At 64.8% G+C, this 17,325-nt stretch carries 16 protein-coding genes; 7 read left to right on the top strand and 9 right to left on the bottom strand.

Annotation, left to right across the window (positions count from 1 at the left end; all coding sequences use genetic code 11):
• Nucleotides 1-54: 54 nt before the first annotated feature.
• Nucleotides 55-1,422, bottom strand: a complete 1,368-nt coding sequence (gene ffh / locus A3CW_RS0135735; RefSeq protein WP_028207818.1) for a signal recognition particle protein — start codon at nt 1,420-1,422, stop codon at nt 55-57.
• A 105-nt stretch (nt 1,423-1,527) separates the two neighbouring features.
• Here ffh and A3CW_RS0135740 point away from each other — a divergent pair, with 105 nt between their 5' ends.
• From A3CW_RS0135740 to A3CW_RS0135765, 7 genes are all read left to right on the top strand, one after another.
• The gene (locus A3CW_RS0135740; RefSeq protein WP_028207819.1) at nt 1,528-2,457 is read left to right on the top strand and encodes a cytochrome C assembly family protein; all 930 of its coding nucleotides are present in this window, start codon (nt 1,528-1,530) and stop codon (nt 2,455-2,457) included.
• 22 nt (nt 2,458-2,479) lie between these two features.
• Nucleotides 2,480-2,806, top strand: a complete 327-nt coding sequence (locus tag A3CW_RS0135745) for a PP0621 family protein (protein ID WP_028207820.1) — start codon at nt 2,480-2,482, stop codon at nt 2,804-2,806.
• Nucleotides 2,803-3,432, top strand: coding sequence for a 1,6-anhydro-N-acetylmuramyl-L-alanine amidase AmpD (ampD, locus tag A3CW_RS0135750; RefSeq protein WP_028207821.1), 630 nt, complete (start codon nt 2,803-2,805; stop codon nt 3,430-3,432). Before A3CW_RS0135745 ends, ampD begins: the two co-directional genes overlap by 4 nt.
• A gap of 559 nt (nt 3,433-3,991) precedes the next feature.
• Nucleotides 3,992-6,982, top strand: a complete 2,991-nt coding sequence (locus A3CW_RS0135755) for a ribonucleoside-diphosphate reductase subunit alpha (RefSeq protein WP_028207822.1) — start codon at nt 3,992-3,994, stop codon at nt 6,980-6,982.
• 555 nt (nt 6,983-7,537) lie between these two features.
• The gene (locus tag A3CW_RS0135760; protein WP_028207823.1) at nt 7,538-8,761 is read left to right on the top strand and encodes a ribonucleotide-diphosphate reductase subunit beta; all 1,224 of its coding nucleotides are present in this window, start codon (nt 7,538-7,540) and stop codon (nt 8,759-8,761) included.
• Nucleotides 8,762-8,854: 93 nt separating this feature from the next.
• Nucleotides 8,855-9,181 (top strand): hypothetical protein, encoded by a 327-nt coding sequence (locus tag A3CW_RS54070; RefSeq protein ID WP_081771966.1) that lies wholly within the window; start codon nt 8,855-8,857, stop codon nt 9,179-9,181.
• A 28-nt stretch (nt 9,182-9,209) separates the two neighbouring features.
• Complete coding sequence (locus tag A3CW_RS0135765; protein ID WP_028207824.1) at nt 9,210-9,788, top strand: histone H1-like DNA-binding protein; 579 nt, start codon at nt 9,210-9,212, stop codon at nt 9,786-9,788.
• A gap of 261 nt (nt 9,789-10,049) precedes the next feature.
• On the opposite strand, the gene A3CW_RS0135770 is transcribed toward A3CW_RS0135765, so the two are convergent.
• The 8 genes from A3CW_RS0135770 to aroQ all read right to left on the bottom strand — a co-directional run bounded on the left by A3CW_RS0135770 (nt 10,050) and on the right by aroQ (nt 17,175).
• On the bottom strand, nt 10,050-10,526 hold the full coding sequence (locus A3CW_RS0135770; RefSeq protein ID WP_028207825.1) for an outer membrane lipoprotein: 477 nt from the start codon (nt 10,524-10,526) through the stop codon (nt 10,050-10,052).
• 43 nt (nt 10,527-10,569) lie between these two features.
• Nucleotides 10,570-11,511 (bottom strand): carbohydrate kinase family protein, encoded by a 942-nt coding sequence (locus tag A3CW_RS0135775; RefSeq protein WP_028207826.1) that lies wholly within the window; start codon nt 11,509-11,511, stop codon nt 10,570-10,572.
• Between the two features lie 113 nt (nt 11,512-11,624).
• The gene (gene tpx / locus A3CW_RS0135780) at nt 11,625-12,125 is read right to left on the bottom strand and encodes a thiol peroxidase (protein ID WP_028207827.1); all 501 of its coding nucleotides are present in this window, start codon (nt 12,123-12,125) and stop codon (nt 11,625-11,627) included.
• A 106-nt stretch (nt 12,126-12,231) separates the two neighbouring features.
• A complete protein-coding gene (locus A3CW_RS0135785; protein ID WP_028207828.1) occupies nt 12,232-13,605 on the bottom strand; it encodes a zinc-ribbon and DUF3426 domain-containing protein in 1,374 nt (457 codons plus the stop codon).
• Between the two features lie 136 nt (nt 13,606-13,741).
• Entirely contained in the window at nt 13,742-14,638 is an 897-nt protein-coding gene (prmA, locus tag A3CW_RS0135790) for a 50S ribosomal protein L11 methyltransferase (RefSeq protein WP_028207829.1), read from the bottom strand.
• Nucleotides 14,639-14,641: 3 nt separating this feature from the next.
• Nucleotides 14,642-16,009, bottom strand: coding sequence for an acetyl-CoA carboxylase biotin carboxylase subunit (gene accC / locus A3CW_RS0135795; RefSeq protein ID WP_028207830.1), 1,368 nt, complete (start codon nt 16,007-16,009; stop codon nt 14,642-14,644).
• Between the two features lie 148 nt (nt 16,010-16,157).
• Nucleotides 16,158-16,625, bottom strand: coding sequence for an acetyl-CoA carboxylase biotin carboxyl carrier protein (gene accB / locus A3CW_RS0135800; protein ID WP_028207831.1), 468 nt, complete (start codon nt 16,623-16,625; stop codon nt 16,158-16,160).
• Between the two features lie 97 nt (nt 16,626-16,722).
• Entirely contained in the window at nt 16,723-17,175 is a 453-nt protein-coding gene (aroQ, locus tag A3CW_RS0135805) for a type II 3-dehydroquinate dehydratase (protein ID WP_028207832.1), read from the bottom strand.
• Nucleotides 17,176-17,325 lie beyond the last annotated feature (150 nt).

Below are 17,325 nucleotides of genomic sequence, written 5' to 3' on the forward strand. Positions count from 1 at the left end.
GCCGCGTCGAGTGGGGCCGCCGTGCGCGCGATATGCGCCGCGCGGCCCGCAGGATCAGCGCATGCCGGGCATCATGCCCTTCATGCCGCGCATCATCTTTTGCAGATTGCCGCCCTTGAGCTTCTTCATCATGGTGCGCATCTGCTCGTACTGGTTGAGCATGCGGTTCACTTCCTGAACCTGCACGCCCGCGCCCGCCGCAATGCGGCGCTTGCGCGTGGCCTTGATGAGTTCGGGTTTGGCGCGCTCGGCGGGCGTCATCGAGTTGATGATGCCTTCCATGCGGCGCATCTGCTTCTCGGCCTGGCCCATGTTGGCGCCCGAGGCGGCCTGCTGGAACTGCGCGGGCAGCTTGTCCATGAGCGACGACAGGCCGCCCATGCTCTTCATCTGCGAGAGCTGCGCGCGGAAGTCGTTGAGGTCGAAGTCGCCGCCTTTCTTGACCTTGTCGGCGAGCTTTTGCGCGGCCTGGACGTCCACGCCGCGCTGCGCTTCCTCGACGAGCGCGAGAATGTCGCCCATGCCGAGAATACGGTTCGCCATGCGGTCCGGGTGGAACACCTCGAGGCCGTCGAGCTTTTCCGCGACGCCGACGAACTTGATCGGCTTGCCGGTGATGTGGCGCACCGAGAGCGCCGCGCCGCCGCGCGAGTCGCCGTCGAGCTTGGTGAGCACGACGCCGGTGAGCGGCAGGGCGTCGTTGAACGCCTTGGCGGTATTGACCGCGTCCTGACCGAGCATCGCGTCCACCACGAACAGCGTTTCAGCTGGCTTGAGCGTGGAGTGCAGCGCGGTGATTTCGTTCATCATCGCCTCGTCGATACCGAGGCGGCCGGCCGTGTCGACGAGCAGCACGTCGTGATAGTGGCGCTTGGCCCAGTCGACCGCTGCGGCGGCGATCTCGACGGGCTGCTGGTCCGGCTGCGAGGGGAAGAAGTCGGCGCCGACCTGTTCCGTCACCGTCTTCAACTGCGCGATGGCGGCAGGGCGGTAGACGTCGCACGAAACAGTGAGGACCTTCTTCTTGTACTTCTCGCGCAGCAGCTTGGCGAGCTTGCCGGTGGTGGTGGTTTTACCGGCGCCCTGCAGACCCGCCATGAGGATGACCGCGGGCGGCGTGACGGCGAGATCGAGTTCGGCGGCTTTGCCTTCGTAGTCGCCGCCGATTACGGCGGTCAGCTCGCGCTGCACCACCCCGACGAGCGCCTGCCCCGGCGAGAGGCTGGAGATCACTTCCTCGCCGAGCGCCTTCTCTTTCACCTTGGCGATGAATTCGCGCACGACGGGCAGCGCCACGTCCGCTTCGAGCAGGGCGAGACGCACCTCGCGCAGCATTTCCTGCGTATTGGCTTCGGTCAGCCGGGCTTCGCCGCGCAGCGTCTTGACGACGCGCGCCATCCGTTGAGTGAGATTGTCGAGCATGGGGAGGCGGTGAGCAGTGCGGCCCGGCCCGCGCGCGCTAAATGGGAACGCGCCGCGTTTCGTCGCGATCCCGCGCGGCCAGGGGGCCTATAGTAAACTTCGAACATGGATATTGTACTGTATGCCCTCACCGTGCTCCTGTACGGCGGATTGTGCGCCGCCGACTGGCGCGCGCTGCGCCGCGCGGGCACCGCGCCGCTGCTAGGCAGCGTGCCGCCCGTTCCGGTGACGCTCGGCGCGGGCGGCGACGCCCTGCGCGCCCGGACCTTCGGCCCGCTTTCCCGCGCGCTGCTCTTCGTCGCGCTCGCCGCGCACGGCGTGCTGCTGCACATGACGATCTTCCCCGCCAACGAAATGGTGTTCGGCTTCGCCTTCGCGTTGTCGGCCATGTTCTGGCTCGGCGCGGGAATCTACTGGATCGAGAGCTTTTTCTTTGCGCTCGACGGCCTGCGTCTCCTGCTGCTGCCGTTGGCCGCCGTCGCGTCGATCCTGCCGCTCGTGTTCGGCGGCGTGCGCGTGCTGCCCTACGCGGCCGCGCCGATGTTCAAGCTGCACTTCGTCATCGCGAACATCGCCTATGGGCTCTTTGCGATCGCCGCGCTGCACGCGGTGCTGATGCTCGCCGTCGAGCGCCGGCTGCATGCCCTGAAAGGCGCCGGCTTCCAGCGCAACGCGAGCAATCGCGGCGGCGGCTGGCTCTCGAACTGGATCGAGACGCTGCCGCCGCTCCTCACGATGGAAAAGCTGCTGTTCCGCCTGATCGGCGCGGGCTTCGTGCTGCTCACGGCCACGCTCGTCTCGGGCATCGTGTTCAGCGAGCAGTTGATCGACCGGCCGCTTTCGCTCGATCACAAGACCGTCTTCGCGATTCTTTCGTGGCTGATGTTCGGCGCGCTGCTCACCGCTCGCAAGATTTCCGGCTGGCGCGGCCGCGCTGCGCTGCGCTGGGTGATCGCATCGTTCATCGCCTTGCTGCTCGCTTATGTGGGCAGCCGTTTCGTCTTCGAGGTGCTGCTGCACCGCCCTGTGGTTTGAGTCGTGTGAGTCGCGTGTTCCGATGAGACAGATTCTTCTCCTCATACTGCTGTTCGTGGTCGGACAGTGGTTCGTCAAGGCGCTGCGCCGTGCGCAGACGCAAACGCGTGCCGGTGCGCAGCCAGGGCAGGGTGCGCAGCCAGGGCAGGGCGCCGCGCGCAACGCCAATGGCGGCGCGAGCGCGAGCAGCAAGGCTGCGCTGCCCGAGCCGATGGTGCGCTGCGCCGAGTGCGGCGTGCATGCGCCGCGCAGTGAATCGGTGAATGTCGGCGCGCGTTCGTTCTGCAGTTCCGAGCACGCGCGCGCCTGGGACGCGCGCACCACGGCCCAGGATCGCCCCGCACGATGAGCGCTGCCGCATCGCCAGGATCGCGCGCGTACGCAGTCGATGCGCAGGGCTGGGTGCCCGGCGCGCGTCACCTGCCTTCGCCTAACTTCGAGGGCCGCCCGCAAGGCGCCGTGCCGACGCTCATCGTCGTCCACAACATCAGCCTGCCGCCCAACGTATTCGGCGGCCCCGAGATCGCCAATCTCTTTCTCAACCGCCTCGACTGCGACGCGCATCCGTACTTCGACGCCAACCTGCGCGGCGTGCGCGTCTCGGCGCACTTCGTCATTCATCGCGATGGCGCGCTCGAGCAATTCGTCTCGTGCGACGAGCGCGCGTGGCACGCGGGCGCGTCGAGCTTCTTCGGGCGCGAGCGCTGCAACGATTTCGCCATCGGCATCGAACTGGAAGGCAGCGACACGACGGCCTTCGAGGCGCCGCAATACGCGACGCTCGCGGCGCTCGTGAAGGCGCTCGTCGCGCACTATCCGATCGAGGCGCTGGCGGGCCATTCGGACATCGCGCCCGGGCGCAAGACCGATCCCGGCCCGCACTTCGACTGGGCGCGCCTCAAACACGATACGCAGCTCGCCGATGCCAGCTTCCCCTATATCCAGGGGCATGGCGCGCAGAACGCGGCGTCGTGACACGCTCCAGCGCCTGCTGAACCCTCTCCAGCTGCACAAGAAATAAGCACCTCTTGCGCGTAAACGCAGGGTCTTCGCGCGCGCCTCGCAGACCACTCGAAGGGGCATTTGCCGCCAAGGCCCGCGCTGCTTGGCTTGTGGTCTTGTCAAGATAGGACCAGCAAAAAAAGCCATTTGATCGTACAGTTTCTTCCACTATACTTTGTACCTGAAACAAGGCTTCACACCATATGTTGTGTTGTACCGCGGCGCCCCGCTTCACGCGCAAGGCGCCGCGCGCGTTACCGGCATAGAAAAAACAGAAACTTTGTACGGTGCCGTCGGCCGAGAGAACCGGCGCACCGGCTGTAATCGAGAGAGAAGGTACAGCCAATGATCGCGACATCCACGATGAAGACCGAAGCAGTCCGTGATTCATCTGCCTTGTCGCATCCGGCAGCCTCGCCAGGCTGGACTTTTTTCTCTGCCCGATCGAGCGTGCACAAGGGGGCACGACGTCGGCGTCCGTCTTAATCCGCGAACTCTCTTCGCACCTTTCCAGGACCCAGGAGCTTTGCACATGCAAACGACCGATAACGTCTCGACCCGGTATGAAGGCGCGCCCGCCGCGCACACGCTGGGTGGCCAACCGCAAGACGGCCAGACGAGCGCGCAGCAGTTCGCCGACCACAAGGTGATTCGCCGCAACGGTAGCGTGGTGTCGTTCGAACCTTCGAAAGTCGCGATCGCGATGACGAAGGCCTTCCTCGCCGTAAACGGCGGCCAGGGCGCGGCTTCGGCGCGCGTTCGCGAGCTCGTCGAGCAGCTCACGCAGAACGTCGTGCGCGCACTCGTGCGCAGCCGTCCGAACGGCGGCACGTTCCACATCGAAGACATCCAGGATCAGGTCGAGCTCGCGCTGATGCGCGGCGGCGAGCACAACGTCGCGCGCGCCTACGTGCTGTATCGCGAGAAGCGCAACCAGGAGCGCGCCAACGCGCCGGAAACGGCAGCGAGCGCAGCACCCGGCATCAACGTCACGGACAACGGCGTGACGCGCCCGCTCGACATGCAGGCACTGCGCGCGCTGATCGCCTCGTCGTGCGACGGTCTCGGCGACGCGGTCAACGCCGACCCGATCGTCGCGGAAACGGTGAAGAATCTGTACGACGGCGTGCCGATGAGCCAGGTCTACGACTCGGCCATCCTCGCTGCGCGCACGATGATCGAAAAGGACCCGGCGTATAGCCAGGTGACCTCGCGCATCCTGCTGCACACGATCCGTCGCGAAATTCTCGAAGAGGAAGTGACGCAAGCCGAAATGGCCGTGCGCTACGCCGACTACTTCCCGCAGTTCATCAAGCGCGGCGCGGAAGCCGGCCTGCTCGACGACAAGCTCCAGCAGTTCGACCTCAAGCGCCTCGGCAACGCGCTCGACGCGAGCCGCGATCTGCAGTTCGGCTACCTCGGCCTGCAGACGCTCTACGACCGCTACTTCCTGCACGTCGGCGGCACGCGCATCGAAATGCCCCAGGCATTCTTCATGCGCGTCGCGATGGGCCTCTCGCTCAACGAGATCGACCGCGAAGCGCGCGCGATCGAGTTCTACAACGTGCTCTCGTCGTTCGACTTCATGTCGTCCACGCCCACGCTGTTCAACTCGGGCACGCACCGCTCGCAGCTCTCGTCGTGCTACCTCACGACGGTTGCCGACGATCTCGACGGCATCTACGAAGCGCTCAAGGACAACGCGCTGCTCTCGAAGTTTGCCGGCGGTCTGGGCAACGACTGGACGCGTGTGCGCGCGCTCGGCTCGCACATCAAGGGCACCAACGGCAAGTCGCAAGGCGTAGTTCCCTTCCTGAAGGTCGTGAACGACACGGCTGTCGCCGTGAACCAGGGCGGCAAGCGCAAGGGCGCGGTGTGCGCCTACCTGGAATCGTGGCACCTCGACATCGAAGAATTCCTTGAGCTGCGCAAGAACACGGGCGACGACCGCCGCCGCACCCACGACATGAACACGGCGAACTGGATTCCCGACCTGTTCATGAAGCGCGTGATGGAAGGCGGCGACTGGACGCTCTTCTCGCCCTCGACCTGCCCGGATCTGCACGACAAGTTCGGCGCCGAGTTCGAACAGGCTTACACGGCTTACGAAGAGAAGGTCGCGCGCGGCGAGATCAAGCTGTTCAAGAAGCTGCCGGCCGCGCAACTGTGGCGCAAGATGCTCGGCATGCTGTTCGAAACCGGCCATCCGTGGATCACGTTCAAGGATCCGTGCAACATCCGTTCGCCGCAGCAGCACGTGGGCGTCGTCCACTCGTCGAACCTGTGTACGGAAATCACGCTGAACACCAGCGACAGCGAAATCGCCGTGTGTAACCTGGGTTCGGTGAACCTGGTCGCGCACATGGTCGAACAGGCCGACGGCACGTTCGCGCTCGACCACGACAAGCTCAAGCGCACCATCAGCGTGGCGATGCGCATGCTCGACAACGTCATCGACATCAACTACTACGCGGTGTCGAAGGCGCGCAACTCGAACCTGAAGCACCGTCCGGTGGGTATGGGCATCATGGGCTTCCAGGACTGCCTGCACGTTCTGCGCACGCCGTTTGCTTCGCAGGAAGCCGTGGAGTTCGCCGACCGCTCGATGGAAGCCGTCTGCTACTACGCGTACTGGGCGTCGACGGAGCTGGCAGCCGAGCGCGGCCGCTACTCGACCTACCGCGGCTCGCTGTGGGATCGCGGCATCCTCCCGCAGGACACGCTCAAGCTGCTCGCCGAAGCACGCGGCGGCTACGTCGAAGTCGACTCGAGCGAGTCGATGGACTGGACGTCGCTGCGCGAGCGCATCGCGACGCACGGCATGCGCAATTCGAACTGCATCGCGATCGCACCGACCGCGACCATCTCGAACATCATCGGCGTGTCGCCTTGCATCGAGCCGACGTTCCAGAACCTCTACGTGAAGTCGAACCTCTCGGGCGAATTCACGGTGGTGAACGACTACCTGGTGCGCGACCTGAAGGCGCGCGGCCTGTGGGACGAAGTCATGGTCGCCGACCTGAAGTACTTCGACGGCATGCTCTCGCGCATCGACCGCGTGCCGGCCGATCTACGCGCTGTGTATGCAACGGCGTTCGAAGTCGACCCGACGTGGCTCGTCGAAGCCGCATCGCGTCGTCAGAAGTGGATCGACCAGGCGCAGTCGCTGAACATCTTCATGGCGGGCGCATCGGGCAAGAAGCTCGACGAGATCTACAAGCTCGCATGGGTGCGCGGCCTGAAGACCACGTACTACCTGCGCACGATGGGGGCTACGCACGTCGAGAAGTCGACGGTTGCGCACGGCGCGCTCAACGCCGTGCCGACGGGCGGCGAAGGTGGCGGCAATGCAGGCGGCGCGTTTGGCGGCGCAACGGGCGGCGCATTCGGCGGTGCAGCAGGGTCGATCACGATGCAGGCCGCACCGCAAGCCGCGGTTGAAGCGGCGCCGGAAGCCGATGGTCCGGTGTGCATGATGCGTCCGGGCGACCCCGGCTTCGAAGAGTGCGAGGCTTGCCAGTAAAGCTGGCTGCGCATGATGCGTGCGGTGCAACGCCGCTCGCATCATGCGAGGACCGAAGCATCAGTAGTAAACAGTAGTCGAAGCAGCCGTAGCGAGATGTAACAGCGAACGAGGCGCGCGCAATGCGCGCCGACTCTCCCGGCAACGTGCACCACGCGCGTTGCAGTACGCGAAAGAGGCAACAGGAAGGAATCCCTGGAGTTTCTCGCAGGGACAAGACTTAAGGCCGCGCGAGCTTCCAGTCGCCGCGCGCGGCAAGCAGTGAGCGGCGAGTGAAAACGCACTCGCAGCGCGAGCGAAAAGCGCGCGGCGAACCCCGTCTTTCACACACGCTCTCGATGTCGCGAAGACCTTCGAAGCACATCGCACATGCGAAGTGAGCACGACGAATCAGTGCTCTCTACACAGTGCTCACGCGATGCAATCGACACGATGCGATAACAAAGTGTTGTATCGAGGTCGCAACGCGAATCGAAAACAGGATTTTTCGTGTGCGAACCCTTTTATCGCTCACGAAAAGATGGTACAAACCGATCTAAATTGATGGTGACATTTATGCTCAACTGGGATGACGAGATCACGGCCGTAACTCCGTCGAGCGGTGCGCAGCAAAACGCAATGCGCAACCCCGCGGGTCAGGCTGTCCAGGCTGCCGAGGTGCAGTTTGGTCTGCGTTCCGCTCCTCAGGCTTCCACGGCGACCAACATCTTCGCCAGCGACTTCGCCGTTGCACCGCCGCCGCAAGCGCCGGTCTCGACCGAAGCGCGCGTGAATGTCGCCGACAAGCGCATCATCAACGGCCAGACCGACGTGAATCAGTTGGTCCCGTTCAAGTACAAGTGGGCTTGGGAAAAATACCTGGCGGGCTGCGCGAACCACTGGATGCCGCAGGAAATCAACATGTCCCGCGACATCGCCCTGTGGAAGGACCCGAACGGTCTGACCGAGGACGAGCGCCGCATCGTCAAGCGCAACCTCGGCTTCTTCGTGACCGCCGACTCGCTCGCCGCGAACAACATCGTGCTCGGCACCTACCGGCACATCACGGCGCCCGAATGCCGCCAGTTCCTGCTGCGCCAGGCGTTCGAAGAGGCGATCCACACGCACGCCTACCAGTACATCGTCGAGTCGCTGGGTCTGGACGAGAGCGAGATCTTCAACGCGTACCACGAGGTCAAGTCGATCCGCGACAAGGACGAGTTCCTGATCCCGTTCATCCAGACGCTGACTGATCCGTCTTTCAAGACCGGCACGCTCGAAGCCGACCAGAATCTGCTCAAGTCGCTCATCGTGTTCGCCTGCATCATGGAAGGCCTGTTCTTCTATGTCGGCTTCACGCAAATTCTCGCGCTCGGCCGCCAGAACAAGATGACCGGCGCAGCGGAGCAATACCAGTACATCCTGCGTGACGAGTCGATGCACTGCAACTTCGGCATCGACCTGATCAACCAGATCAAGCTTGAAAACCCGCACCTGTGGACCCCGGCGTTCCGTGCGGAGATCACCGAACTGTTCAAGCATGCGGTCGACCTCGAGTACCGCTACGCCGAGGACACCATGCCTCGCGGCGTGCTCGGTCTGAACGCATCGATGTTCAAAAGCTATCTGCGCTTCATCTGCAACCGCCGTTGCCAGCAGATCGGTCTCGATCAGCTGTTCCCGAACGAAGAAAATCCGTTCCCGTGGATGAGCGAGATGATCGACTTGAAGAAGGAACGCAACTTCTTCGAGACGCGCGTGATCGAATATCAGACGGGCGGTGCGCTGTCCTGGGAATAACCCGGGCGCACTGCGGTGCAAGTCTTTTGGGGTTGCCGCGAGGCGCCGTGCAGGCGCCTCGACCGGCATGATGATTAGGAGCAGGAACGCCTGATGCAAAGCATGCCCGGAGCCAGGTTGGCTCACCGACGTGACAGGCACTTTGCGAACCCTTCAGAGGGATGGGCAAACTTCCCCCCGGAAAAGCGCGCAGGCTTCGCGTGTCGTGAGGCCGCCGCTTTCAACGAACGTTGCCCGGTGTCGGTAGCCGACGCCGGAATGACTCGGCGCGCTGTGCCTCGTGGCACGGCGCGCCTTACCGCATTCATTAGCGTAAGCGCGCAGGATCAGCGTACGCCGATGAATAGCCCGCTTCGCAGCGTGCGCCGTGAGAAGCGTTCGCGGGAAGCGGGTTTTGACGAAGGGTGTAGTTTGAACTGACTCTCATCTGAACCTGAAGGAGAAAAAAATGGCTACTGCCAAGAAGAAACCGGCGGCTAAGAAGGTCGCAGTGAAGAAGGTTGCAGTGAAGAAGGCAGCTCCGGCGAAGAAGGCCGCAGCGAAGAAGGTCGCGGTCAAGAAGGTCGCAGCCAAGAAAGTCGCCGTGAAGAAGGTTGCTGCGAAGAAGGCAGCACCGGCGAAGAAGGCCGCAGCGAAGAAGGTTGCAGCCAAGAAAGTCGCCGTGAAGAAGGTTGCTGCGAAGAAGGCAGCACCGGCGAAGAAGGCCGCAGCGAAGAAGGTTGCAGCCAAGAAAGTCGCCGTGAAGAAGGTTGCTGCGAAGAAGGCAGCGCCGGCGAAGAAGGCCGCGGCCAAGAAGGTTGCTGCGAAGAAGGTTGCAGCCAAGAAGGCGCCTGCGAAGAAGGCTGCTGCCAAGAAGGCTGCGCCTGCGAAGAAGGCTGCCGCCAAGAAGGCTGCCAAGAAGGCACCTGCGAAGGCCGCTGCCGCACCTGCTGCCCCTGCTGCGCAACCGTCCGCGCCCGCAGCAACGGTCAAGACTGCCCTGAATCCGGCCGCAGCATGGCCGTTCCCGACCGGCAGCCGTCCGTAAGCAGTCCGAGACGAAGCGCGCAGGCTACGTCGTACGCGCGCTTCGTTGGCCGGGCCGGGCGGCATGATGCGCAAGGCTCGATCCCGATCCCGTCGCTGGGTTGTCCGCGACGGGATTTTTTTCGTCTGGAGTTCGTAATAGTTGGGGTGAGGTCACGCGCATGCCGCGCGCGGGCATGAAAAAAGGCGCATGCACAGGGGAGCACATGCGCCTGAGGTTCCGCATCCGGCGCGAGGCGCCGCTGCGGTACAGGGGAAACCGTTAGTGCGTGACGCGCGTCACGCCGCCGCTCGAGAGCAGCCGCACGCGGTCGCCCGCGTTGAAGACTTCGCCGGTCGCGGTTTGCGTGATGGCGCGGTAGTCGCCGTTGTCGAGGCGCACCGTGATCTCGAGGCCGTCGCGCATGGCCACGCCGTTCTCGACCGCGTTGCCGGCCACGGCGCCCGCAATGCCGCCGATGATGCCGGTGACGATCGAGCCCGTGCCGCCGCCGATCTGGCTGCCGGCCACCGCGCCGAGCGCGCCGCCACCGATCGCGCCAAGGCCGCTAGGCTGGCCGTTGTTCGAGCTGATCTTCACCGCGCGCACGCTTTCGACCGTGGCCATACGCACCGATTGCTCGCGCTGCGCCTGCGAGGCCGTGTACACATCGGCGGAACTGCTGTTATAGGCGCAGCCCGACATCGCGAGCGACCCCGCGAGCATGGCTGCAACAATCAGACGACTTGTTATTTTCATTCCCGTAGCTCCAATGGGCGCCGTTCGTGTGCGGCTCCCGCGTTCAGTTCGGCAGTTCGTAGCCGAATGCCTCCTTGAACCGTTCGTTGATCTGCGCTCGCGTAGGCGCATAGTTTTGCGGACCGAGATGCTCGATCTTGAGCGCGCCCATCAGGCTCGCGAGACGCCCCGTGGTTGCCCAGTCGAGGCCGTTCTCGATGCCGTAGAGCAGGCCGCCGCGGAAAGCGTCGCCGCAGCCGGTCGGGTCGAGCACCTGAGCGGCCTTGACCGGAGGAATCTCCTCGATCTTGCCGCTGTGGTAGATCTGCGAGCCGTGCTCGCCGCGCGTGATGATCAGCGCGTCGACATGGCTGGCGATTTCGTCGAACGACCAGCCGGTGCGATGGCTGACAAGATTGGCTTCGTAGTCGTTGACCGCTACGTAGGTCGCAAGTTCAATCGCGCGGCGCAAAGAAGCCCCGTCGAAGAGCGGCAGACCCTGGCCCGGATCGAAGATAAACGGCACGCCGGCCTTCGCGAACTGCTCGACGTGCTGGACCATGCCGTCGAAGCCGTCCGGTGCGACGATGCCGAGCTTGATGCCGGGCGCTTCGTCGGCGCGGTTCAAATGCGATTGCATCATCGCGCCCGGGTGGAACGCGGTGATCTGATTGTTCTCGAGGTCGGTCGTGATCATCGCCTGCGCGGACCACGTATCCTCCAGCACGCGCACGTGCGCCTTCGAGAGGCCGAGCGCATCGAGGCGTTCGAGGTACGGGCGCGCGTCGGCGGCGCCGAGCGTCGCCATGATGCGGGCGTCGCCGCCGAGCAGATGCAGCGAGTACGCGATGTTGCCGGCACAGCCGCCGAACTCGCGGCGCATCGTCGGCACCAGAAAGCTCACGTTCAGGATGTGCACCTGCTCGGGCAGGATGTGCTCCCGAAAGCGACCCTCGAAGGTCATGATGTTGTCGTAGGCGAGCGAGCCGCAGATCAGCGTAGCCAAGGCGGAAATTCCTGTAGGGCGTGGTAGGGGAAGGGGCGGCGCACCGGCCTGCGCGTCGACCTGCGCATCGATCTGAAAGCGCAGGCGCGAGGCGCGTGTGCGCCGCCGCCGGATTACTTCAGCGCGGCGAGTGCGGCGTCGTAGTTCGGTTCGTTCTTGATTTCGCTCACGCGCTCGGCGTGCAGGACGTTGTCGTTTTCGTCGAGCACGACGACGGCGCGCGCGGTCAGGCCGGTGAGCGGGCCGCTCGTCACGTCCACGCCATAGGCTTGCGCGAATTCATGGCCGCGGAAGGTCGAGGCCGTGACGACGTTGGCGATGCCTTCGGTCGTGCAGAAGCGCGCAGCGGCGAACGGCAGGTCGCCCGAGATCACGACGACAGCCGTGTTGTTGAGGCCGGCGGCGGCTTCGTTGAACTTGCGCGTGGAGGTGGCGCAGGTCGGCGTGTCGAGGCTCGGCACGATGTTCAGCACCTTGCGCTTGCCGGCGAAATCGGCGAGCGAGACAGGCTTCAGATCCTTGCCGACGAGCGAGAACGCCGGGGCCTTCTGGCCGACGCTCGGGAAGGTGCCGGCGACGTCGATCGGGTTACCGCCTAGCGTGACTTGACTCATGATGTGCTCTCCGGGAATGCATGTTGTGGTGAATGGCGCGCCCGCGCGATGCGGGACGCCGGGAAACGCGCGGGGCACGCCAGTGCACCCGCGCACAGACGGCAAATCAGGGGTAGAAAATCTCGATGCGGAAGTTCGATGCCACCACGTCGCCCGTGTCGAGCCGCACGATCATGGTCTGCGTGGTGCGTGCGGGCAGACCGGCTTCGATGGAGGTGCCGGGCGTGACGTAGTCCTGCGGCCACAGCACGCGCCGCACGACGATGTTGTTCTGCCGGTCGAGCAGCGACAGCTCGATGGCGGGGTACGCGAGCGCCACGTTGAAGCGGTTGCGCAGCGGCACCTTCAGTTCGAGGTGATGCGGCTCGTTGTCGACCTGGCGCAGATCGGACGGCTCGACCAGCAGGCCGTCGATGTCGCGCGGCGGCAGCACGCGGCAGCCGAGCTGCTCGCACGCCTGCTGATAGAGCGACTGCGAGTCGGGCCAGTAGACCATGACCGTTTCGCGCTGCCACCATGCGAGCTGCACGACGAGCAGCGCGAGCAGCAGAATGGCGATGAGCGTGCCGAGAATGCGCCAGACGAGGCCGCGCGAACCGCGCGGGCGGGCGGGGGCTTCGCGGGTGACGGCGAAGGGGGAGGCGCCGTCGTTGGGCGAGAGCGCGCTGAACGCGGGCTCGGGTGCGGCTTCGCGAGTGCGGGGGCCGAGCGCGGGCTCCGGGTCGTTCATGCGGGCCGCAGCCGATGCTTCGCTGGCCGAAAAGGTCGGCTCGGTCGGGCCGCTCGTGCCCAGGTTCGGCTCGCTGCGCGTCCAGCGCGCGGCGGGCGGGAAGGGTTCGGCGGCTGCGGGCTGGGGTGGCGGTACCGGTGCTGCTGCGGGTGCCGCCGGCGCGTGCGGCGCATCTTGTGGTGCGCGCCCAAGCGTCGGTTCGTCGTCGAAGGCGACCCGCGACTCGGCTCCGGGCGTAACGCCAGGCGTGGCGCCACCGGCAACGCTTGCCCCTGGTAGTTTGTCGGCGTCGTATTTCAGACGCGGATCGCGCTGGCTGTCCTGCGGCGGCGCCCACGGGTCCCACGTGCGATTCGTGAAATTGGGTGTGGCGCCCAGCGTTGGGGGCGGCTCTTGCGATGGCGCTGCTGCTGCGGGCTGATTCGCCTGATCAGGCTGAACCTCGGGCTGCTGCAAAGTGGACCGTGACGCAGACTGCGATGCGAACTGTGAGGCGGGTTCCGAAGCGGGCTGCGCAGCAAAACGTGAAGCCGGCTCCGATGGCATCGAGGTCAGGCTGGCCGCGATTTCGGCAGCAACGGGCACCGCGCGCGTGAAGTCGCCGCCTTCGGGCATCTCGTACAAACTGCCCGACGCATCGAACGCTTCCTGACAATGTCCGCAACGCACGAGGCCGCGGCGCACGGCTAGCTGCGTGGGCTGGATGCGGAATACGGTTTCACAGAAGGGGCAGCGCGTTGCCAGAAGCATGTGGGCCGAGGATCTGGGTAGACCGGAGGATTGGTGATACCCGCATTCTACTGGCAATCCACCGCAGTCTACGACTTCGGCCCTGCCGCTTGGGGCGCGATCAGGCTCGCGCGAGCCTGATCGGAACGGGCAGGGATTACGCGCGTCGCGTGCCCGCGAGGCAGACCCAGCCTTCGTGTTCGCGCCAGACCGAGATGTCGATCCACTGCGCGTACACCTGCGCGACTTCCTCGGCCTGGCGCGCGAGGATGCCCGAAAGTGCGATGCGTCCGCCCGGCTTCACGCGCGAGGAGAGCATCGAGGCCATCAGCTTGAGCGGATTCGAAAGAATGTTGGCGACGACGATGTCGAATTCGCCGGCGGGGCAATCGTCGGGCAGGCCGTAGGTGACTTCCGCGCGATTGCGCTCGCTGTTGTGACGCGCCGACTCGACCGCCTGCGGGTCGATGTCGATGCCGATCACCGGATTCGCACCGCACTTCTTCGCGAGGATCGCGAGGATGCCCGAGCCGCAGCCGTAGTCGAGCAGCGAATTGCCGGGCTGCACGTGCTGTTCGAGCCATTCCATGCACAAACGCGTGGTGGGATGGCTGCCCGTGCCGAACGCGAGGCCCGGGTCCAGTTCGAGCACGAGCGCGTTCGGGTCCGGGGCATCGTGCCACGACGGCACGACCCAGATGCGCTCGCCGATCTGGATCGGGTCGAACTGCGATTGCGTCAAACGCACCCAGTCCTGCTCCTCGACTTCGCGCAGCGAGAACTTCGGCGTTTCGGCGAGACCCAGCTCGTTCGAAGCGGCCGCGAGCAGCACGGCGGGATCCTGATCGGCGCCGATCAGCGCAATCACGCGCGAATGCTGCCACGCGGTGCGATCGGGTGTTAAGCCCGGTTCGCCGAAGAGCGGCTGCTCGTCGGGCGTGTCGGCGTCGGCGTCTTCCACCGACACCGAGAGGGCGCCAAGCTCGATCAGCGCGTCGGAAAGTTCTTCCGCGCGGTCACGCTCGAGCTCGACGATCAGTTCCCGATAGCTCATGAATTACGCTTCGTCCTTCTTCACTGCCTGACGTTCGGCCAGACGGCTTTCGAGGTAGTGAATGCTCGTGCCGCCCTCGACGAACTTCGCGTCGAGCATCAGCTCGCGGTGCAGCGGGATGTTGGTCTGGATGCCTTCGACCACCATTTCCGAGAGCGCGATGCGCATGCGCTGAATGGCCTGCTCGCGCGTGGCGCCGTAGGTGATCAGCTTGCCGATCATCGAATCATAGTTCGGCGGCACGAAATAGCCATTGTAGGCATGCGAGTCGACGCGCACGCCAGGACCGCCCGGCATGTGCCACGACGTGAGGCGGCCCGGCGACGGCGTGAACTTGAACGGATCTTCCGCGTTGATACGGCACTCGATCGCGTGGCCCTTCAGCTGGATGTCGCGCTGGCGGAACGAGAGCTTCTCGCCAGCGGCGATGCGGATCTGCTCCTGCACGATGTCGATGCCCGTGATCAGCTCGGTGACCGGGTGCTCGACCTGTACGCGCGTGTTCATCTCGATGAAGTAGAACTCGCCGTTTTCATACAGGAACTCGAACGTGCCCGCGCCGAGGTAGCCCATCTTCTTGCACGCGTCGGCGCAACGATCGCCGATGCGATCGAGCAGGCGGCGCGCGATGCCCGGCGCCGGCGCTTCCTCGATCACCTTCTGGTGGCGGCGCTGCATCGAGCAGTCGCGCTCGCCGAGCCACACGGCGTTCTTGAACGAGTCCGCGAGAATCTGGATCTCGATGTGACGCGGGTTCTCGAGGTACTTCTCCATGTAGACCTGCGGATTGCCGAACGCACGGCCGGCTTCCTCGCGGGTCATGTTGACCGCGTTCACGAGCGCCGCTTCCGTGTGTACGACACGCATGCCGCGCCCGCCGCCGCCGCCCGCCGCCTTGATGATGACGGGGTAGCCGATCGCGCGGGCGATCTTCACGATTTCCTTCGGATCGTCGGGCAGTGCGCCTTCCGAGCCCGGCACGCAGGGCACGCCGGTCTTGATCATGGTCTGCTTCGCCGAGACCTTGTCGCCCATCATGCGGATCGTTTCCGGCCGCGGGCCGATGAACGTGAAGCCCGACTGCTCGACACGCTCGGCGAAGTCGGCGTTCTCGGAGAGGAAGCCGTAGCCGGGGTGGATCGCTTCTGCGTCGGTGACTTCGGCCGCGCTGATGAGCGCCGGCATGTTCAGGTAGCTCAGGTTCGAAGGCGCCGGGCCGATACAGACCGCCTCGTCCGCGAGCTTCACGTACTTGGCTTCCTTGTCGGCTTCCGAATAGACGACGACCGTCTTGACGCCGAGTTCGCGGCACGCGCGCTGGATGCGGAGCGCGATTTCGCCACGATTGGCAATGAGGATTTTTTCAAACATGGTGGGTATTCGACTCATCAAAGGGCGTCGCAAGTCGTATGAGCGGACGCCTCAGAGGATCGGTCGCGTGCGTCGCCGTCATGGGGCGCCAAACGCGACAAACGCGGCGCGGCCAAAAAAAGAAGGCCGCCGCCGCGCGCAGAAAAGCTTAGGCGATCACGTAGAGCGGCTGGCCGTATTCAACTGCCTGGCCGTTCTCGACGAGGATTTCCTTGACCACGCCGGACGTGTCCGACTCGATCTCGTTGAGCAGCTTCATCGCTTCGATGATGCAAAGCGTCTGGCCTTCCTTGACCGTGTCGCCAACCTGGACGAACGGGTCGGCGCCCGGCGACGGCGCGCGGTAGAACGTGCCCACCATCGGCGAGGTCACGACGTGGCCTTGCGGCACGGCGGGCGCAGCGGGAGCCGCAGCGGCGGCGTCGCCGACGTGGGCGGGCGCTGCGAGCGGAGCGCCCATGAGCGGCGCCCCGTATTGCGCGGGGCCCGGCTGTACGTAAACGGGCGGCGCGTTCTTGACGATGCGCACCTTGCCTTCACCCTCGGTCACTTCGAGCTCCGAGATGCCCGATTCGGAGACGAGGTCGATCAGAGTCTTCAGCTTACGTAGATCCATGGTGCAGCCCCTTTTGCTTTGAATACGTGAGGTGCCGGGGCGCGCGCGTCCCGACACGGGTTGTTGTTCAGGTATTGACGGTCGTCCGGCGCGCGAATCAGGCCGCCGACCGGGCAGCGAGCCGGTCGAGCGCGTATTCGAGCGCGTAGAGATAACCCTTCCAGCCGAGGCCGCAAATCACACCTTCGGCCTGGTCGGAAAAATACGAATGGTGGCGGAAGGACTCGCGGCGATGCACGTTCGACAGGTGAATCTCGACGAATGGGATGCCGACACCTGCCAGCGCATCCCGGATCGCGACGCTCGTATGCGTGTACGCGGCCGGGTTGATCAGGATGAAGTCGGTCTGCTCGGTGCGGGCCGACTGAATGCGGTCGACCAGCGCGCCTTCGTGGTTGCTCTGGAAGGTCGCGAGCTCGACGCCGGCGTCCGCCGCGCGGTCCGAGAGCGCCTGATCGATCTGCGGCAGCGTCACGCGCCCATACACCTCCGGTTCCCGGGTGCCGAGAAGATTGAGGTTGGGGCCGTGCAGAGCCAGCAGTCGCGTCATGGTCGCTTCTTTTTCCGTGGAATTGCGCGAACTTTAGCGCCGATTAGAGAATTTTGTCTAGTTTTCCGATAAGGCGATATGGCCCCGACCATGCCTTGCGGCGAGGGTCTGGGCCGATCTTCAGTCAAATGACAGGATCCACACGGCAAA

Source organism: Paraburkholderia nodosa DSM 21604 (assembly GCF_000519185.1).
In the GTDB taxonomy this organism is placed as follows: Bacteria; Pseudomonadota; Gammaproteobacteria; order Burkholderiales; family Burkholderiaceae; genus Paraburkholderia; species Paraburkholderia nodosa.

Bases quoted from the DNA above. Each gene is read 5' to 3' on its own strand.
- A3CW_RS0135755 (WP_028207822.1), top strand. From the start codon at position 3,992: ATGCAAACGACCGATAACGTCTCGACCCGGTATGAAGGCGCGCCCGCC.
- ampD (WP_028207821.1), top strand. From the start codon at position 2,803: ATGAGCGCTGCCGCATCGCCAGGATCGCGCGCGTACGCAGTCGATGCG.
- prmA (WP_028207829.1), bottom strand. From the start codon at position 14,638: ATGAGCTATCGGGAACTGATCGTCGAGCTCGAGCGTGACCGCGCGGAA.
- A3CW_RS0135740 (WP_028207819.1), top strand. From the start codon at position 1,528: ATGGATATTGTACTGTATGCCCTCACCGTGCTCCTGTACGGCGGATTG.
- A3CW_RS0135765 (WP_028207824.1), top strand. From the start codon at position 9,210: ATGGCTACTGCCAAGAAGAAACCGGCGGCTAAGAAGGTCGCAGTGAAG.
- ffh (WP_028207818.1), bottom strand. From the start codon at position 1,422: ATGCTCGACAATCTCACTCAACGGATGGCGCGCGTCGTCAAGACGCTG.
- A3CW_RS0135745 (WP_028207820.1), top strand. From the start codon at position 2,480: ATGAGACAGATTCTTCTCCTCATACTGCTGTTCGTGGTCGGACAGTGG.
- aroQ (WP_028207832.1), bottom strand. From the start codon at position 17,175: ATGACGCGACTGCTGGCTCTGCACGGCCCCAACCTCAATCTTCTCGGC.
- accB (WP_028207831.1), bottom strand. From the start codon at position 16,625: ATGGATCTACGTAAGCTGAAGACTCTGATCGACCTCGTCTCCGAATCG.
- A3CW_RS0135785 (WP_028207828.1), bottom strand. From the start codon at position 13,605: ATGCTTCTGGCAACGCGCTGCCCCTTCTGTGAAACCGTATTCCGCATC.
- tpx (WP_028207827.1), bottom strand. From the start codon at position 12,125: ATGAGTCAAGTCACGCTAGGCGGTAACCCGATCGACGTCGCCGGCACC.
- accC (WP_028207830.1), bottom strand. From the start codon at position 16,009: ATGTTTGAAAAAATCCTCATTGCCAATCGTGGCGAAATCGCGCTCCGC.
- A3CW_RS54070 (WP_081771966.1), top strand. From the start codon at position 8,855: ATGCAAAGCATGCCCGGAGCCAGGTTGGCTCACCGACGTGACAGGCAC.
- A3CW_RS0135770 (WP_028207825.1), bottom strand. From the start codon at position 10,526: ATGAAAATAACAAGTCGTCTGATTGTTGCAGCCATGCTCGCGGGGTCG.
- A3CW_RS0135760 (WP_028207823.1), top strand. From the start codon at position 7,538: ATGCTCAACTGGGATGACGAGATCACGGCCGTAACTCCGTCGAGCGGT.